The organism is Acidovorax sp. FHTAMBA (genome assembly GCF_038958875.1).
Classification (GTDB): Bacteria; Pseudomonadota; Gammaproteobacteria; order Burkholderiales; family Burkholderiaceae_C; genus Acidovorax.
This window is the reverse complement of the sequence record NZ_CP152407.1, coordinates 1,685,793-1,701,689: the sequence shown is the minus strand read 5'-3', so window position 1 is coordinate 1,701,689 and position 15,897 is coordinate 1,685,793. Positions and strand designations below refer to the sequence as shown.

The following is a 15,897-nucleotide window of genomic DNA, read 5'->3' as shown; positions in this document are numbered from 1 at the left end:
ACGGCCTGTTCTTACACCCGCAGGCACGCTGTTGCCGTGCAATGGAGTCCCACCACTTCGGCATTGCCGCAAAGGACTTCCCCATGACCCAGCACGCCACCATCGCAGGCCACGTCACTTACACCCCGGGCGACGGAGCGCCGTTGACCATCCCCAAGGGCCCGGTTGAACTGGACGCCTCCAAGGACAGCATGACACTGAGCTGGACCGCAGACAACGAGGCTGCAGGCTCTGCCGCCATCCCCAAAGACCAATTCAACCAGTACGTCCGCGACGGGAGAATCCGTCTGGCGGACTAACTCCCTCGCAACCGGCCCGCCGCACTCCCTTCAGTTAGCGATAGCGCCGCTCCATGCGCCGGTTCAGGTTCAGCGCACCCAGTGTGCAGGCTACGCCCGACAGCAGGTACACCGTGACCGCCAGCAGCCCGAACTGGGCTGACAGGTACAAGGCCACCAGCGGTGCAAATGCGGCGCCGATGATCCACGCCAGATCTGCCGACAGGGCGGCGCCGGTATAGCGGTACCTTGGCGAAAAGTTGGCCGTGACCGTGCCGGATGCCTGACCATAGGACAGACCAAGAAGCACAAACCCCAGCAGCAGGAACATGGTGCTGCCCACTTCGCCGGAGTTGAGCAGCACAGGCGCCATGAAGCTGAACACACCGATCAGCACCGCCATGCCGCCCAGCAGCTTGCGGCGCCCGAGGTGATCGGAGAGCCAGCCCGACACCATGATGGCGCCTGCAGCCAGAAACGCTCCCACGATCTGCACGCCCAGAATCTGCGTGACGGGCTGGTCGGAGTACAGCGTGATCCACGACAGCGGGAACACCGTGACCAGGTGGAACAGTGCAAAGCTGGCCAGCGCAGCAAAAGCGCCCAGCAGCACATTGCTGCCTTCGTCGCGCACCACACGGCTCACGGGCACCGGCTGCAGTTCACGCTCTTTCAGCAGCTCTGAATACGATTGGCCCACCACCAGACGCAGGCGGGCAAACAGCGCGACCACGTTCACGGCGAAAGCCACAAAGAACGGGTAACGCCAACCCCAGGCCAGAAACTCCTGCAGGCTCAAGCTGCTGTACAGATAGGCAAACAGCCCCGCCGCAAGCACAAACCCCAGCGGGGCGCCCAGCTGGCCGATCATGGCGTACCAGCCACGGCGCTCCTTGGGCGCCGACATGGCCAGCAGCGATGGCAGGCCATCCCACGAACCCCCAAGTGCCAGCCCCTGGCCAATGCGCAAGATGAGCAGCGCCACCACGGCGGTCATCCCCACGTCCTTGTAGCCCGGCAAAAAGGCCATGCCCACCGTGCAGACGCCCAGCAGGAACAGCGCGATGGTGAGTTTGGTGCCCCGGCCCCATCGCCTCTGGATCGCCATCGAAATGGCGGTGCCCACGGGCCGGACGACAAATGCCACGGCCAGCAGGGCAAACGCCATCAGCGTGCCATCCAGGCGCGAAAGGAAGGGAAACAGGAACGACGGGAAAACCAGTACGCAGGCAATGCCGAACACGAAGAAGTCAAAGTATTCGGACGAGCGCCCGATGATCACGCCGACCGCGATTTCACCGGGTGTCACGTCCTCATGCGTATCAGCCCGCGATAGGGAGGCGGCACTTTCTTCAAATCCGGCCGCGGGGTAAGTGGCAGTAGCGGGGCTGCTCATGAACGGGTTCCTCAAGATGGGGTAGCTAAGACAACTTCGTTCTACACGCAAGTGCGGCATGCCACAAGTGCGCTTTCACTAGACCCAGCGCAAGAAATGTCCTGCAAACCCCCGAATGCACCAATTTGGGGCGAAGCGGTTTGACCTTGGACAAAATGTCCAATCGACAAAAAAGCTAGCGCTAGTACATTCCCAGGCAACCCGTTATCCGCGTTTACCCTGAACAAACGCTCTGACAGCGCACCCACATGCTCAAACTACTTCCACTTCCCCGACCCGCCTGGCTCGCCGCCGTGGCTGCCGTCGGCAGTCTGGCTGGCTGCAGCAAGGCGGTCGTCCTCAACCCCGCGGGCGACATTGCCGCCCAGCAAGGGAACATGGTCATCCAGGCCACGCTGCTGATGCTGATCATCATCGTGCCGGTGATCGCCCTCACGCTGTGGTTTGCCTGGAAATACCGCCACAACAACGCGGCCAACACCGAAGATGACTACGACCCTGACTGGCACCACTCCACCACGCTGGAGCTGGTGATCTGGACAGTGCCGCTGCTCATCATCATCGCGCTGGGCGCGCTGACCTGGATCGGCACCCACAAGCTCGACCCGTACCGGCCGCTGGACCGCATTTCGGCCACCAAGCCGCTGGACGCGCAATCCACCCCGCTGGAGGTACAGGTGGTGGCCATGGACTGGAAGTGGCTGTTCTTCTACCCCGAGCAGGGCATTGCCACCGTGAACGAACTCGCAGCGCCGGTGGACCGTCCCATCCTGTTCAAGCTCACGGCCACGTCCACGATGAACGCGTTTTACGTGCCTGACCTCGCGGGCATGATCTACGCCATGCCCGGCATGCAGACCGAGCTGAACGCCGTGATCAACAAGCCAGGCGTTTACAAGGGCATGTCCACGCACTACAGCGGCTCGGGCTTTTCGGGGATGACCTTCCGGTTCCACGGACTCAGCCAGCAGGAATTTGAGCAGTGGGTGGCCAGGAACCGCAGCGAAGGCAAACCGCTGGACCGCAACACCTACCTCGCCCTGGCCCAGCCCAGCGAACGCGACCCGGTACAGCGTTTTGCCAGCGTGGAAGAGGGCCTGTACGACAAGGTGCTGAACCGCTGCGTCGAGGACGGCAAGATGTGCATGCACCACATGATGGCCATCGACGAGAACGGTGGCGAAGCCTATGTGCGCGCCATGGGCCTGAACCTGCCGCAGGACGTGTGCACCTCCCAAAACGCCGAGCAGGTGGTGGCCAGCCTGGAGGCCAGCCCCACACCGCGCACCCCCCGCGCCGAATGACCCGCCCTTGACCTGATGTGCCAGCAGCCGCCGGGCGGCGCTGGCGCTTTGCCAACAAAGAGTGTTTATGTCACCCGTCACTGTTCCTGACACCCACTGGGCCCTGGGCCGAGTCACCTGGGATTCCATACCAATGGCGCACGAGCCCATCGTGCTGTGGACCTTCATCGCCACCATGCTGGGGGGCCTGGCCCTGATGGCCGCCGTCACCAAGTTCAAGCTCTGGGGCACGCTCTGGCGCGACTGGATCTGCAGCATCGACCACAAGCGCATCGGCATCATGTACATGATCCTGGGCCTGGTGATGCTGCTGCGCGGCTTTGCCGATGCCGTGATGATGCGCCTGCAGCAGGCCATGGCCTTTGGCGACAACATGGGCTACCTGCCGCCGCACCACTACGACCAGATCTTCACCGCCCACGGCGTGATCATGATTTTCTTCGTGGCCATGCCGCTGGTCACGGGCCTCATGAACTACCTGGTGCCGCTGCAGATCGGCGCACGCGACGTGTCGTTCCCGTTCCTGAACAACTTCAGCTTCTGGATGACCACGGCGGGCGCGGTGCTGGTGATGGTGTCGCTGTTCCTGGGCGAGTTCTCCACCGCCGGCTGGCTGGCGCTGTCCAACCTGGGCAACCAGAACCCTGGCGTGGGGCTCGATTACTACATCTGGGCGCTGCAGATTGCGGGGGTGGGCACCACGCTCTCGGGCATCAACCTGATCGTGACCATCATCAAGATGCGCGCACCCGGCATGAACCTGATGAAGATGCCCGTCTTCACATGGACTGCCCTGTGCACCAACGCGCTGATCGTGGCCTCGTTCCCCGTGCTCACGGCGGCGCTCGTGCTGATGTCGCTGGACCGCTATATCGGCACCAATTTCTTCACGAACGACCTGGGCGGCAACGCCATGCTGTACGTGAACCTGATCTGGATCTGGGGCCACCCCGAGGTCTACATCCTGATCTTGCCGTGCTTTGGCATCTTCTCCGAAGTGGTGGCCACGTTCTGCAAAAAACGCCTGTTTGGCTACACCTCCATGGTGTACGCCACGGTGGTGATCACCATCCTGTCGTACCTGGTGTGGCTGCACCACTTCTTCACCATGGGCTCGGGTGCCAGCGTGAACACGTTCTTCGGCATCACGACGATGATCATCTCGATCCCCACGGGCGCGAAGATTTTCAACTGGCTGTTCACCATGTACAAGGGCCGCATCCGCTTCGAGCTGCCCATGATGTGGACCGTGGCCTTCATGGTGACCTTTGCCATTGGCGGCATGACCGGCGTGCTGCTGGCCGTGCCCCCGGCCGACTTCGTGCTGCACAACAGCCTGTTCCTGATTGCGCACTTCCACAACGTGATCATCGGCGGCGTGCTGTTCGGCCTGTTTGCCGGCATCAACTACTGGTACCCCAAGGCCTTTGGCTACAAGCTCGACCGCACCTGGGGCGTGCGCTCTTTCTGGCTGTGGGTGGTGGGCTTCTGGGTGGCGTTCGGGCCGCTGTATGTGCTGGGCCTGATGGGCGTCACGCGCCGTGCCAACCACTTTGAAGACCAGTCCCTGCAGATCTGGTTCCAGATCGCGGCGTTCGGCGCCTTCCTGATTGCGCTGGGCATCGCCTGCTTCCTGATCCAGATCGTGGTGAGCTACCTCAAGCGCGACCAGCTGCGCGACTGGACCGGCGATCCCTGGGACGGACGCACGCTGGAATGGGCCACCTCGTCGCCCCCGCCCGACTACAACTTTGCCTTCACCCCCGTGGTGCACGAGATCGACGCCTGGTGGGACATGAAAAAGCACGGCTACCAGCGCCCGCTCACCGGCTTTGCGCCCATCCACATGCCTGCCAACACCGCCTCGGGCGCCGTCATCTCGGCCCTGTCGCTGGTGGTCGGTTTTGCGCTGATCTGGCACATGTGGCTGCTGGCCGGCGTGTCGTTTGCCGCGCTGCTGCTCGCTTCGATCATTCACACGTTCAACTACAAGCGTGACTTCTACATCCCGGCGTCCCAGGTGGTTGCCACGGAAGAAGCCCGCACCTTGCAACTGGCCCGCCATGTCTGAACTTCGCCTCCAAGCTGGCGCCGCTGGCGCCCTCGCCCCGCGCGCGTACCACCTCGCGCAGGAACCGCACCCCCCAAACGGCACCGCCCTGGGCTTCTGGCTGTACCTGATGAGCGACTGCCTCATCTTTGCCGCCCTGTTCGCCACCTATGGCGTGCTGGGCCGCAGCTATGCGGCCGGCCCTACCGGGGCGCAGCTGTTCGACCTCACGCTGGTAGCCATCAACACGGCCTTCCTGCTGCTGTCGTCCATCACCTTCGGCTTTGCGATGCTGCGCAAGCAGCAACGCGACGTCAACGGCACGCTGCTGTGGCTGGCCGTCACCGGCTTCTTCGGCCTGTGCTTTCTGGCACTGGAAATCTACGAATTCGCCCACCTGATCCAGCAGGGCGCCACGCCGCAGCGCAGCGCCTTCCTGTCGGCGTTCTTCACGCTGGTGGGCACGCACGGCCTGCACGTCACCTTCGGCCTGATCTGGCTGGTGGTGCTGATGCTGCAGATCAAGAAACACGGCCTGATCCCCGAGAACACCCGCCGGCTGATGTGCCTGTCGATGTTCTGGCACTTTCTGGACGTGGTCTGGATCGGTGTCTTCACCTTTGTGTACCTGATGGGGGTGCTGTAAATGAGCGCGCAACACACAACTCACGCACACCATACCGCCGCCGGGCATGACGACCACCACCACGCCGACGACGGCCCGCACAGCACGTTCTCGGGCTACATGATCGGCTTTGTGCTGTCGGTCATCCTCACGGCCATTCCGTTCTGGCTCGTCATGACCAAGGTGATCGCCGACCGCAACACCGCCGTGCTGGTGCTGGGCGGGTTTGCCGTGGCGCAGATCCTGGTGCACATGGTCTACTTCCTGCACATGAACAGCAAGGTGGAAGGCGGCTGGACCCTGCTGTCCACCATTTTCACCGTGGTGTTCGTGGCGATTGCCATCGCGGGCACCCTGTGGGTGATGTTCCACATGAATGCCAACATGATGCCCGAGCACCCCACCCCGATGCCACCGGTGCATGAGGCGCCTGGGCACCCACGGCCTTGACCACCAGCCTGCCCGCCGCAAAGCGCTGGCGGCTGCGCCACGTGGTGCTGCTGCTGGCGGGCATTGCCATGTTTGTGGGCTTCCTCGCGCTGGGCACCTGGCAGGTGGAGCGGCGCGCATGGAAGCTCGCCGTGATGGAGCGGGTGGATCAGCGCGTGCACGCGGCCCCCACGCCCGCACCTGCTGCGGCCGAATGGCCGGGGGTGAATGCCGCCAGCCATGAATACCTGCCCGTCACCCTGCAAGGCCACTGGCTGGGCGACAAGACCGTGCTGACCCAGGCCGTGACCGAGCTGGGTGCAGGCTTCTGGGTGGTCACCCCGCTGCAGCAGGACGACGGCACCCAGGTGCTGGTGAACCGCGGTTTTGTGCCCCAGGACCAGCGCGCGCAATGGATCGCCACGCCCCTGCCGCCCGGCACCCCCACCGCGGCCACGGTGCAGGGTTTGCTGCGCATGACGGAGCCGGATGGCGGCTTTTTGCGCAGCAACAGCCCGGCGCAGCAGCGGTGGTATTCGCGCGACGTGGCAGCCATCGCCCAGGCGGTCGGGCTGCCCCGCGTTGCGCCCTATTTCGTGGATGCCGGCCTGCCGGGCGCAGCGCCTGCGGCGGCTGCAGCGCCTGCGGCGGCATGGCCGCGTGCCGGCATGACGGTGGTGCGGTTTCACAACAGCCATCTGGTGTATGCGCTCACCTGGTATGCAATGGCCCTGATGGTCGTAGGCGCTGGGTGGTATGTGGCACGCTACGAACGTCGCCTGCGCGCGCCCGCCGCCCCCGCCACACCATCCCATGAATCGCCCTCTTCCTGACCCTGCTGCCATCCTGCCGCCGCGCAGCGCGCGCTCGGCCGATGCCGCGGCGGGCATCAAGAACCTGCAGCAGCTGATCGAGCTGCGCTGGATCGCCGTCATCGGGCAGGTGTTCACCATCCTGATGGCGCACTACGCCCTGGGCCTCACGCTACCGCTGCGCGAGATGCTGCTGGTGGTGGGCTGCCTGGCTGTATTCAACGTGGTGAGCCTGCTGCGGATGCGCACTGCGGTGGTGGTGCGCAACACCGAGCTGTTTCTGGCCCTGCTCATCGATGTGGCAGTGCTGACCGTGCAGCTGTACCTGAGCGGCGGAACCAGCAACCCCTTTGTCTTCCTGTACCTGCTGCAGATCACGCTGGGGGCGGTGCTGCTGCGCGGCACCTACATCTGGTCGATGGTGGCCATCACGCTGCTGGGTTTTGGCGTGCTGGCCAACCACCACCTGCCGCTGGATCTGCCGCAGGACCTGCACCAGGGGCTGTCCAGCCTGTATGTGATCGGGCTGCTGGTGTGCTTTGTGCTCAACGCCACGCTGGTGGTGGTCTTCATCACCCGCATCAACCTGAACCTGCGCGAGCGCGACGCGCGCCTGGCGGCAGCGCGCCGGCGCCGTGTGGAAGAAGAGCACATCGTGCGCATGGGCCTGCTGGCCTCGGGCGCGGCACACGAGCTGGGAACACCGCTATCGACCCTGGCGGTGATCCTGGGCGACTGGCAGCACGACAAGCGCCTGGCGGCCAACCCGGCGCTGAAGGAAGAGATGGACGAGATGCAGACCCAGGTGCAGCGCTGCAAGAGCATCGTGAGCGGCATTCTGCTGTCGGCCGGGGAGACACGCGGCGAAGCCTCGATGCAGACCACCGTGCGCACCTTTGTGGATGCCCTGGCCGACGAATGGCGCCGCACGCGCTCGATGCCGCAGTTCATCTACGACAACGACTTTGGCGCCGACACGCCCATGGTGTCGGACACCACGCTCAAGCAGATGGTTTTCAATGTGCTGGACAATGCCCGCGATGCGTCTCCGGGCTGGGTACGGCTGGCGGTAAGCCGCCATGCCGATGCGCTGCGCATCACGGTCACCGACACGGGCCCCGGGTTTTCCCCGGACATGCTGGCCAAGCTGGGAACGCCCTACCAGTCTTCCAAAAACCGTCCGGGCGGGGGGCTGGGGCTGTACCTGGTGCTCAATGTGGCCCGCACGCTGGGTGGCAGCGTGGCAGCCCGCAACCGCCCCGAGGGGGGCGCCGAAGTGACGATTGACCTGCCGCTTTCTGCAGTAGCCCTTGCGGGTGCCAAGACCTGACACCATGACCGACACCGACGACGCGCAACCACCGCCACCCCTGCTGCTGATCGTGGAGGACGACGAGGCCTTTGCGCGCACGCTGGCGCGCTCGTTCGAGCGGCGCGGCTACCGCGTGCTGCAGGCTGCCAGCCTGGCCGACGTGGAGGCGCTGCTGTTGCAGCACACGCCAGGCTTTGCCGTGGTGGACCTCAAGCTCAAGGGCGAGGCGTCGGGCCTGGCCTGCGTGCAAAAACTGCATGCGGCCAGCGATGCCATGCTGATCGTGGTGCTGACCGGCTTTGCCAGCATTGCCACCGCCGTGGAGGCCGTGAAGCTGGGCGCCTGCCACTACCTCGCCAAGCCCTCCAACACCGACGACATCGAGGCCGCGTTCGGGCTGAAGGCGGGCAACACCGAGGTGGAACTGACCAACCGCTCAAGCTCCATCAAGACGCTGGAATGGGAGCGCATCCACGAAGTGCTGGCAGAAACCGGCTTCAACCTGTCGGAAGCGGCCAGGCGCCTGGGCATGCACCGGCGCACCCTCACCCGCAAGCTGGAGAAGAAGCAGGTCCGGTAGGCCCCTTGCAGGCTGCCATGGCTGCGGCCCCGCCTGAAAATATTGGTCAAATATGCCTCCAGCGCTTATCCAACAAGCGCCAGCAGCTATATTTTCAGTAGCAATTTGCTTCAGGCCGCATCCGGCACCTTGGCCTGCCGGCCCGCGCGCCACGCGCCAAAGATGGCAATCAGGCCGGGCACAAAGATCATGGCCCAGATGATCTTGTCCAGGTTCTCCTTCACCCAGGCAAAGTTGCCAAAGAAATACCCCGCCGAGCAAATGCCCAGCACCCAGATGAGTGCGCCCCCCACGTTGTACGCCGTGAACTTGCCCCGGCTCATCTCGGCCACGCCCGCCACAAACGGAGCAAAGGTGCGGATAAATGGCATGAAGCGCGCCAGCACGATGGTGATGCCGCCGTACTTCTCGTAGAAGTTGTGCGCCTGGTCAAACGCACGGCGGTTGAACCAGCGCGAGTCCTCCCACTGGAACACCTTGGGCCCGAAGTACCGCCCGATCGAATAATTGCACTGGTCGCCCAGGATGGCCGCCACGATCAGGATGGTGCAGGCCAGCGGAAAGCTCATCATCCCCGCACCACACAGCGCTCCCACGATGAACAGCAGCGAGTCGCCGGGCAAAAACGGCATCACCACCACGCCCGTCTCCACAAACACGATGAGGAACAGCAGCGCATACACCCAGGCGCCGTAGTTCTGCACAAACATCTCCAGATACTTGTCGATGTGCAGGATGAAGTCGATCAGAAAGGTGACCAGTTCCATGGGGAGGCCGGCGGCAAGCCGGGCGTTGAAAAAACAGCGGGCATTATCCCCGTCGGCCTCACGCCCCCGCGCCGATACCCCTGCGGGCACACGGTCCTAAAATGCCCCGGGTGAACGACGCCACCCCCCTTCCCGCCGCGGCACAGCCCGCCCCTTCCCTCACCCCCGGCCGCCGCCCGATCCGCGACCTGCCCGACGAGCTGATCAGCCAGATCGCCGCCGGTGAAGTGGTGGAGCGCCCGGCCTCGGTGGTGCGCGAGCTGGTGGACAACGCGCTCGATGCGGGCGCCTCACAGATCACCGTGCGCCTGTCGGCCGGCGGCGTGCGCCTTATCACCGTGGAAGACGACGGCGGCGGTATTCCGCACGACGAGCTGCCTGTGGCCCTGCGCCGCCACGCCACCAGCAAGATCAGCAACCTCACGGACCTGGAAACCGTGGCCACCATGGGCTTTCGGGGCGAGGCGCTGGCCGCCATTGCGTCGGTGTCGGAGATGGCCCTGCTCTCGCGCCCGGCCGCCCAGACCAGTGCCTTTTTGCTGGACGCCCGCAGCGGCGAGCTGCGCCCCGCCGCGCGCAGCACCGGCACCACGGTAGAGGTGAAGGAGCTGTTCTTCTCCACCCCCGCGCGCCGCAAGTTCTTGAAGACCGATGCCACCGAGCTCGCGCACTGCATCGAATCCGTGCGCCGCCACGCGCTGGCGCGGCCGGATGTGGGCTTTGCCGTCTGGCACGAAGGCAAGCTGGTGGAGCAGTGGCGTGCCACCTTCATGCCCGGCCAGGGCCAGCAAGCACAGGATGGGCAGGACGCGCTGGCCCGCCGCCTGTCGGACGTGCTGGGCGAGGACTTCGTCACGCAATCCGTCGCCGTATTGCACCGCGTGGGCCCCGTCACCGTCACCGGCCGCGCAGGCCTGCCCGACGCCGCCCGCTCGCGCCCCGACCACCAGTACTGCTATGTGAACGGCCGGTTCGTGCGCGACAAGGTGCTGACCCACGCCGCCCGCAGTGCGTACGAAGACGTGCTGCACGGCCACAAGCAGCCCATCTACGCGCTGTATGTCGAGATCGACCCGGCGCGCGTGGACGTGAACGTGCACCCCACCAAGATCGAAGTGCGCTTCAGAGACAGCCGCGAGGTGCACCAGGCCGTGCGCCACGCCGTAGAGAACGCGCTGGCCGCACCCCGCGCCGCCGCGCTGGCGGCGGCTGCAGGGGCTGCCGCTTCAGCAGACACGGGCTCCACGGCACAGGCCCCCATTGAGAATTTCAAGCCAAATCAGCCTCTAGCGCTTAACAGACAAGCGCAAGCAGCTATCAAATTTGAAGAACGTGGCCACCATGTGGCCGACCTGCAGGCGCTGTGGGGGCCCAGGAAAGACGCGCCGCTCATGAACTGGGGCGCTGCGACCAACACCGGCGAGGCGGACGCCATGCCGCAGCCGGTGACGCCCTCGTCATTCACCGCCCCTGCTGCGGCCTGGGCCAACACCACCACCGCGAATGAAACCACCTGGCCCCAGGGTCAGGGCGGCAACAACGCCGCCTGGCCGCTGGGCAAGGCCGTGGCCCAGCTCCACGGCGTCTACATCCTGGCCGAAAACGCCCAGGGCATGGTCATCGTGGACATGCACGCCGCGCACGAACGCATCGTCTACGAACGCCTGAAATCCCAGGTGGACAGCGGCGCCCGCATTGCCAGCCAGCCCCTGCTGATCCCGGCCACTTTCGCCGCCACCCCGCAGGAAGTGGCCACGGCCGAAGAATCCACCGACGTGCTGGCGATGCTGGGCATGGAAGTGGTGCCCTTCTCCCCCAAGACCCTGGCCGTGCGCGCCGTGCCCACCACACTCGCTCAGGGCGACCCGGTGGAGCTGGCCCGCAGCGTGCTGGCCGAACTGGCCCAGCATGACGCCACCACCGTGGTGCAGCGCGCCCGCAATGAAATCCTGGGCACCATGGCCTGCCACGGCGCCGTGCGCGCCAACCGCAAGCTCACCATCGACGAGATGAACGCGCTGCTGCGGCAGATGGAAACCACCGACCGCAGCGACCAGTGCAACCATGGGCGGCCAACGTGGCGGCAACTGACGATGAAGGAACTGGACGGGTTGTTTTTGCGTGGGCGGTGAGGCAACCGCAGCCACAAAAAATCGGCCTCCCGGGCCGATGAACTACGTTCCAGTCAAGCCCAAGGGCTGCAGCAACCGGCGCGCCCTCAGGCCAGTGCACCCGTGGAACCGGCTTTGCCGGGCCACCGGGTGCGTCCCCCTCAGGGGGATGGCGCGCAGCGCTCAGGGGGAATTCAATTGTCCCGAGCCGCCTTGGCAGCGTCCGGGAAGTCACTGAACACGCCATCCACCCCCAGTTCATAGAACAGCTTGTATTCGGCCTTGGGGTCGCCCTTGAAGTCCGACGCCAGGCGTCTGGCTTCACTGCGGAAGGTGTAGGGGTGCACCATCAGGCCCACGGCGTGGGCGTTTTTCACCACGTCGGTGGCCGGCATCATCACGCGGTCGCGGTCGTCGATCTTGCCGTCGTTGTTAAGGTCATCGGCCTTGCCGTCGTTGTTGGCATCCACCTGTTTGGAAGGGATCAGGTAGGGCTTCCACGGGCCGATGCCGTCGGCGTAGGTCTTGACTTCCTTGAGGCCTGCTGGCGTGAGCAGGCTGGCAAAGGTGCGTGCATCACCGGCCACGGCAAAGTCATAGGGCTTGTCGTAGGGTGCGGTCAGGTCCATGGTGCCGTTGGGGTTGACGTCGTTGGCGTCCACCAGTTGCACCAGGCGGATCTGCGTCTTGGTACGCAGGTATTTGAGGTTGGACACCTCGAACGACTGCACGATGACCGGTGAAGCCTTGCTGGTGTAGCCATACTTGGCCAGCGTGGCGAGCAGGCGGTCCTCCAGCTGCAAGCCCAGGTTGACGTGGTAGGTGGGATGCTTGGTCTCTGGGTACACGCCCACGGTGCGGTTGGCCTTGGCGCCCTCGCTCTTGGCCAGGTCCAGCACTTCGTCGAGTGTCGGGATCTGGAACTTGCCGTTGTACGACTGGTCGCGCTCCGCCATGGGCTGGATGGCGCGCAGGGTCTTGATCTCGGCCAGCGTGAAGTCCGAGGCAAACCAGCCTTCTTCCTCCACACCGTCCACCACCTTCTTTGTTTTGCGGTCAGCGAACTCCGGGCGCGTGGAGACGTCGGTGGTGCCGGTGATGTTGGGCTCGTGGCGTGCAACGAGCACACCGTCCTTGGTGGCAACCAGGTCGGGCTCGATGAAATCGGCACCGAGCTCGATGGCGCGCTTGTAGCTTTCCAGCGTGTGCTCGGGCAGGTAGCCGCTCGCGCCACGGTGGCCGATCACCAGGGGCTTGTCGCCGTTCAGTGTGGGATAGCGGCTGCTGTCATCGTCATTGCCGCCGCAGGCCACCAGGCCCACCGCTACCGCCAACACACCCAACTTTGCACCGGACAAATGCATGCTCTTCTCCTCGTGTCGTTAAAAAACTGTGGATTCTCGAAACCGACGGACTGTGGGGCCCTTGTGTGACCGCACCGTGACGCGCGGGAGGGCCCGAACGGGTGCGCTGCGCGGGGGGCAGAGCGCACCAAAATGAGGCCTGCACTGCCCCCATTCCCCACCATTGTGCGTAGGCATCGGCATAAACGTATAACTTTTCGACATAATTCGATGTTGCAGCGCGCCATTGCCCGCCCACCGCCTTTGATCTGAAAGCCCTCTGAAACATGAAATACGCGTCCGTCGAAAGCTTCCTGTCCCACGTAGCCCTTCGCAATCCCGGTCAGCCCGAATTCCTCCAGGCTGTCACCGAAGTGATGGAAAGCCTGTGGCCCTTCATCGAGAAGCACCCACGCTATGCAGAGCAAGGTTTGCTGGAGCGCCTGGTGGAACCGGAACGCATCGTGATGTTCCGCGTCTCCTGGATGGACGACCACGGCACGGTGCAGGTCAACCGCGGCTACCGAATCCAGCACAGCATGGCCATCGGCCCGTACAAGGGCGGCCTGCGCTTTCACCCCTCGGTGAACCTGTCGGTGCTCAAGTTCCTCGCCTTCGAGCAGACCTTCAAGAACGCCCTGACCACGCTGCCCATGGGCGGCGGCAAGGGCGGCTCCGACTTTGACCCCAAGGGCAAGAGCCCTGCGGAAGTCATGCGTTTCTGCCAGGCCTTTGTGATGGAGCTGTTCCGCCACGTGGGCCCCGACACCGATGTGCCCGCGGGCGACATCGGCGTGGGCGGCCGCGAGGTGGGCTACATGGCCGGCATGTACAAGAAGCTGGCCAACAATGCCGCGAGCGTGTTCACGGGCAAGGGCCTGAGCTTTGGCGGCTCGCTGATCCGCCCCGAGGCCACGGGCTACGGCACGGTGTACTTTGCTGATGAAATGCTCAAGACGCGCGGCAAGTCGTTCGACGGCCTGCGCGTGTCGGTCTCCGGCTCGGGCAACGTGGCGCAGTACGCGGTTGAAAAGGCCATGCAGCTTGGCGCCAAGGTCATCACCGTGTCCGACTCCAGCGGCACCATCGTTGACGAAGACGGCTTCACGCCCGAAAAGCTCGCCATCCTGATGGATGTGAAGAACCACCACTACGGCCGCGTGAGTGACTACGCCGCCCGCACCGGTGTGAAGTTCGAAGCCGGTGTGCGCCCCTGGCATGTGCCTGTGGACATCGCCCTGCCCTGCGCCACGCAGAACGAGCTGGACGAGAAAGACGCCGCCACGCTCATCAAGAACGGCGTGCTGTGCGTCGCCGAAGGGGCCAACATGCCCTCGACCATTGAAGCCGCCAAGGCCTTCGAGGCTGCGGGCGTGCTCTACGCACCGGGCAAGGCCAGCAACGCCGGTGGCGTGGCGACCTCGGGCCTGGAGATGAGCCAGAACGCCATGCGCCTGTCGTGGACGCGTGACGAAGTGGACGCGCGCCTGCTGCAGATCATGCAGGGTATCCACAGCGCATGCCTGAAGTACGGCAAGCGCGCCGATGGCAGCGTGAGCTACATCGACGGTGCCAACGTGGCGGGCTTCGTGAAGGTGGCCGACGCGATGATCGCCCAGGGCGTGGTGTAAACCGGCCTGCGTGCTTGGCACACTGACACCAAGGGGCTTCGGCCCCTTTTTTTTGGCCTGCGCATCCGGCAGGCTATGCTGATCAGCAGTCAATGCCACGAGAAATCACGGGAGAGCCAGAGTGGAAATTTTCAGTTTTCTGAATGTCATGGTCGAAAAGGGCGGCTCGGACCTTTTCTTCAGTGTGGGCGCGCCGGTCAACCTCAAGATCGAGGGCGTCACCCACCCCTTGAAGATGCCGGCGCTGCTTCCCGGGCAGGTCAAGCAGCTGGCCTACTCGGTGATGAACGAAAAGCAGATCAGCGAGTTCGAGGCGCGCATGGAGATGAATCTGTCCATCTCGGCCGAGAACCTGGGGCGGTTTCGGGTGAATGTGTTTGTGCAGCGCGGTGAAACCGGCATGGTGGTGCGGTACATCAAGAACAAGATCCCGCCGCTGGCCGCGCTGGGCCTGCCGCCGATCCTTGAAAAGCTGGTGCTGCGCAAACGGGGCCTGGTGCTGGTCACCGGCGCCACGGGCTCGGGCAAATCGACCACGCTGGCGTCGATGATCAACTACCGCAACGAGAACCTCACGGGCCACATTCTTACCATCGAAGACCCCCTGGAGTTCCTGCACGCCCACAAGCGCTCGGTGGTGGACCAGCGAGAGGTGGGAATCGACACGCTGTCCTATGAAGAAGCGCTCAAGAACGCACTGCGCGAAGCCCCCGATGTGATCATGATCGGCGAGATCCGCGACCGCAACACGATGAAGCAGGCCATCGCCTATGCAGAAACCGGGCATCTGTGCCTGTCCACACTGCACGCCAACAACGCCAACCAGGCCATGGAGCGCGTCATCAACTTCTTCCCTGAAGACGCGCACCACCAGCTGCTCATCGACCTCAGCCTGAACCTGGCGGGGGTCGTGTCGCAGCGGCTGATTCCGGGCCTGCACGAGAAACTGGTGCCCGCCGTGGAAGTGATGCTCAACTCTCCCTACATCGCGGATCTCATCGCCAAGGGTGAGTTCTCGGTGATCAAGGAGGCGATGGGCAACAGCACCGAGATTGGCATGTGCACGTTTGACCAGGCGCTCTACCAGCTGTACACGGAAGGCCGCATTTCTCTGGAAGAGGCGCTTCACAATGCGGACTCACGCACCGACCTGGCGTTGCGCGTGCGCCTGGCAGCGGGGGTTTCCACGGCCGATGCGGGGGACCTGGCCATCGACACGTCCAACCCCGTTGCTTCGGCTTCGCGCCTGTATTGACTGT

At 64.3% G+C, this 15,897-nt stretch carries 14 protein-coding genes; 11 read left to right on the top strand and 3 right to left on the bottom strand.

Going from position 1 to position 15,897, the window contains the following annotated elements:
* The first annotated feature begins 83 nt into the window (after window positions 1-83).
* Complete coding sequence (locus AAFF19_RS07895; RefSeq protein ID WP_342721634.1) at window positions 84-299, top strand: hypothetical protein; 216 nt, start codon at window positions 84-86, stop codon at window positions 297-299.
* Window positions 300-333: 34 nt separating this feature from the next.
* On the opposite strand, the gene AAFF19_RS07890 is transcribed toward AAFF19_RS07895, so the two are convergent.
* Window positions 334-1,674 carry an MFS transporter gene (locus AAFF19_RS07890; protein ID WP_342721633.1) on the bottom strand — a complete coding sequence of 447 codons (1,341 nt, stop codon included), beginning with the start codon at window positions 1,672-1,674 and terminating at the stop codon, window positions 334-336.
* Window positions 1,675-1,922: 248 nt separating this feature from the next.
* Here AAFF19_RS07890 and cyoA point away from each other — a divergent pair, with 248 nt between their 5' ends.
* The 7 genes from cyoA to AAFF19_RS07855 all read left to right on the top strand — a co-directional run bounded on the left by cyoA (window position 1,923) and on the right by AAFF19_RS07855 (window position 8,786).
* Window positions 1,923-2,978, top strand: coding sequence for a ubiquinol oxidase subunit II (cyoA, locus tag AAFF19_RS07885; protein ID WP_342721632.1), 1,056 nt, complete (start codon window positions 1,923-1,925; stop codon window positions 2,976-2,978).
* A 67-nt stretch (window positions 2,979-3,045) separates the two neighbouring features.
* Window positions 3,046-5,049, top strand: coding sequence for a cytochrome o ubiquinol oxidase subunit I (gene cyoB, locus AAFF19_RS07880; RefSeq protein WP_342721631.1), 2,004 nt, complete (start codon window positions 3,046-3,048; stop codon window positions 5,047-5,049).
* Complete coding sequence (gene cyoC / locus AAFF19_RS07875; RefSeq protein WP_342721630.1) at window positions 5,042-5,674, top strand: cytochrome o ubiquinol oxidase subunit III; 633 nt, start codon at window positions 5,042-5,044, stop codon at window positions 5,672-5,674. Before cyoB ends, cyoC begins: the two co-directional genes overlap by 8 nt.
* Entirely contained in the window at window positions 5,675-6,103 is a 429-nt protein-coding gene (gene cyoD / locus AAFF19_RS07870) for a cytochrome o ubiquinol oxidase subunit IV (RefSeq protein WP_342721629.1), read from the top strand.
* Window positions 6,104-6,171: 68 nt separating this feature from the next.
* The gene (locus AAFF19_RS07865) at window positions 6,172-6,915 is read left to right on the top strand and encodes an SURF1 family protein (RefSeq protein ID WP_342721839.1); all 744 of its coding nucleotides are present in this window, start codon (window positions 6,172-6,174) and stop codon (window positions 6,913-6,915) included.
* Window positions 6,896-8,224 carry an ATP-binding protein gene (locus tag AAFF19_RS07860; RefSeq protein ID WP_182119498.1) on the top strand — a complete coding sequence of 443 codons (1,329 nt, stop codon included), beginning with the start codon at window positions 6,896-6,898 and terminating at the stop codon, window positions 8,222-8,224. Before AAFF19_RS07865 ends, AAFF19_RS07860 begins: the two co-directional genes overlap by 20 nt.
* A 4-nt stretch (window positions 8,225-8,228) precedes the next feature.
* On the top strand, window positions 8,229-8,786 hold the full coding sequence (locus AAFF19_RS07855; protein ID WP_008906377.1) for a response regulator transcription factor: 558 nt from the start codon (window positions 8,229-8,231) through the stop codon (window positions 8,784-8,786).
* 110 nt (window positions 8,787-8,896) lie between these two features.
* Here the strand turns inward: AAFF19_RS07855 and AAFF19_RS07850 are convergent, their stop codons facing one another.
* Window positions 8,897-9,553: a DedA family protein gene (locus AAFF19_RS07850; RefSeq protein WP_008906376.1), complete on the bottom strand. Its 657-nt coding sequence runs from the start codon at window positions 9,551-9,553 to the stop codon at window positions 8,897-8,899.
* Window positions 9,554-9,663: 110 nt separating this feature from the next.
* Between AAFF19_RS07850 and mutL the strand changes: the two genes are divergently transcribed.
* Window positions 9,664-11,685, top strand: coding sequence for a DNA mismatch repair endonuclease MutL (gene mutL, locus AAFF19_RS07845; RefSeq protein WP_342721628.1), 2,022 nt, complete (start codon window positions 9,664-9,666; stop codon window positions 11,683-11,685).
* 173 nt (window positions 11,686-11,858) lie between these two features.
* Here mutL and AAFF19_RS07840 read toward each other — a convergent pair whose 3' ends face one another.
* Window positions 11,859-13,028 (bottom strand): glycerophosphodiester phosphodiesterase, encoded by a 1,170-nt coding sequence (locus AAFF19_RS07840; RefSeq protein ID WP_342721627.1) that lies wholly within the window; start codon window positions 13,026-13,028, stop codon window positions 11,859-11,861.
* 266 nt (window positions 13,029-13,294) lie between these two features.
* Here AAFF19_RS07840 and gdhA point away from each other — a divergent pair, with 266 nt between their 5' ends.
* Entirely contained in the window at window positions 13,295-14,638 is a 1,344-nt protein-coding gene (gene gdhA, locus AAFF19_RS07835; protein WP_008906373.1) for an NADP-specific glutamate dehydrogenase, read from the top strand.
* 121 nt (window positions 14,639-14,759) lie between these two features.
* On the top strand, window positions 14,760-15,893 hold the full coding sequence (locus tag AAFF19_RS07830; protein WP_342721626.1) for a PilT/PilU family type 4a pilus ATPase: 1,134 nt from the start codon (window positions 14,760-14,762) through the stop codon (window positions 15,891-15,893).
* Window positions 15,894-15,897: the final 4 nt, after the last annotated feature.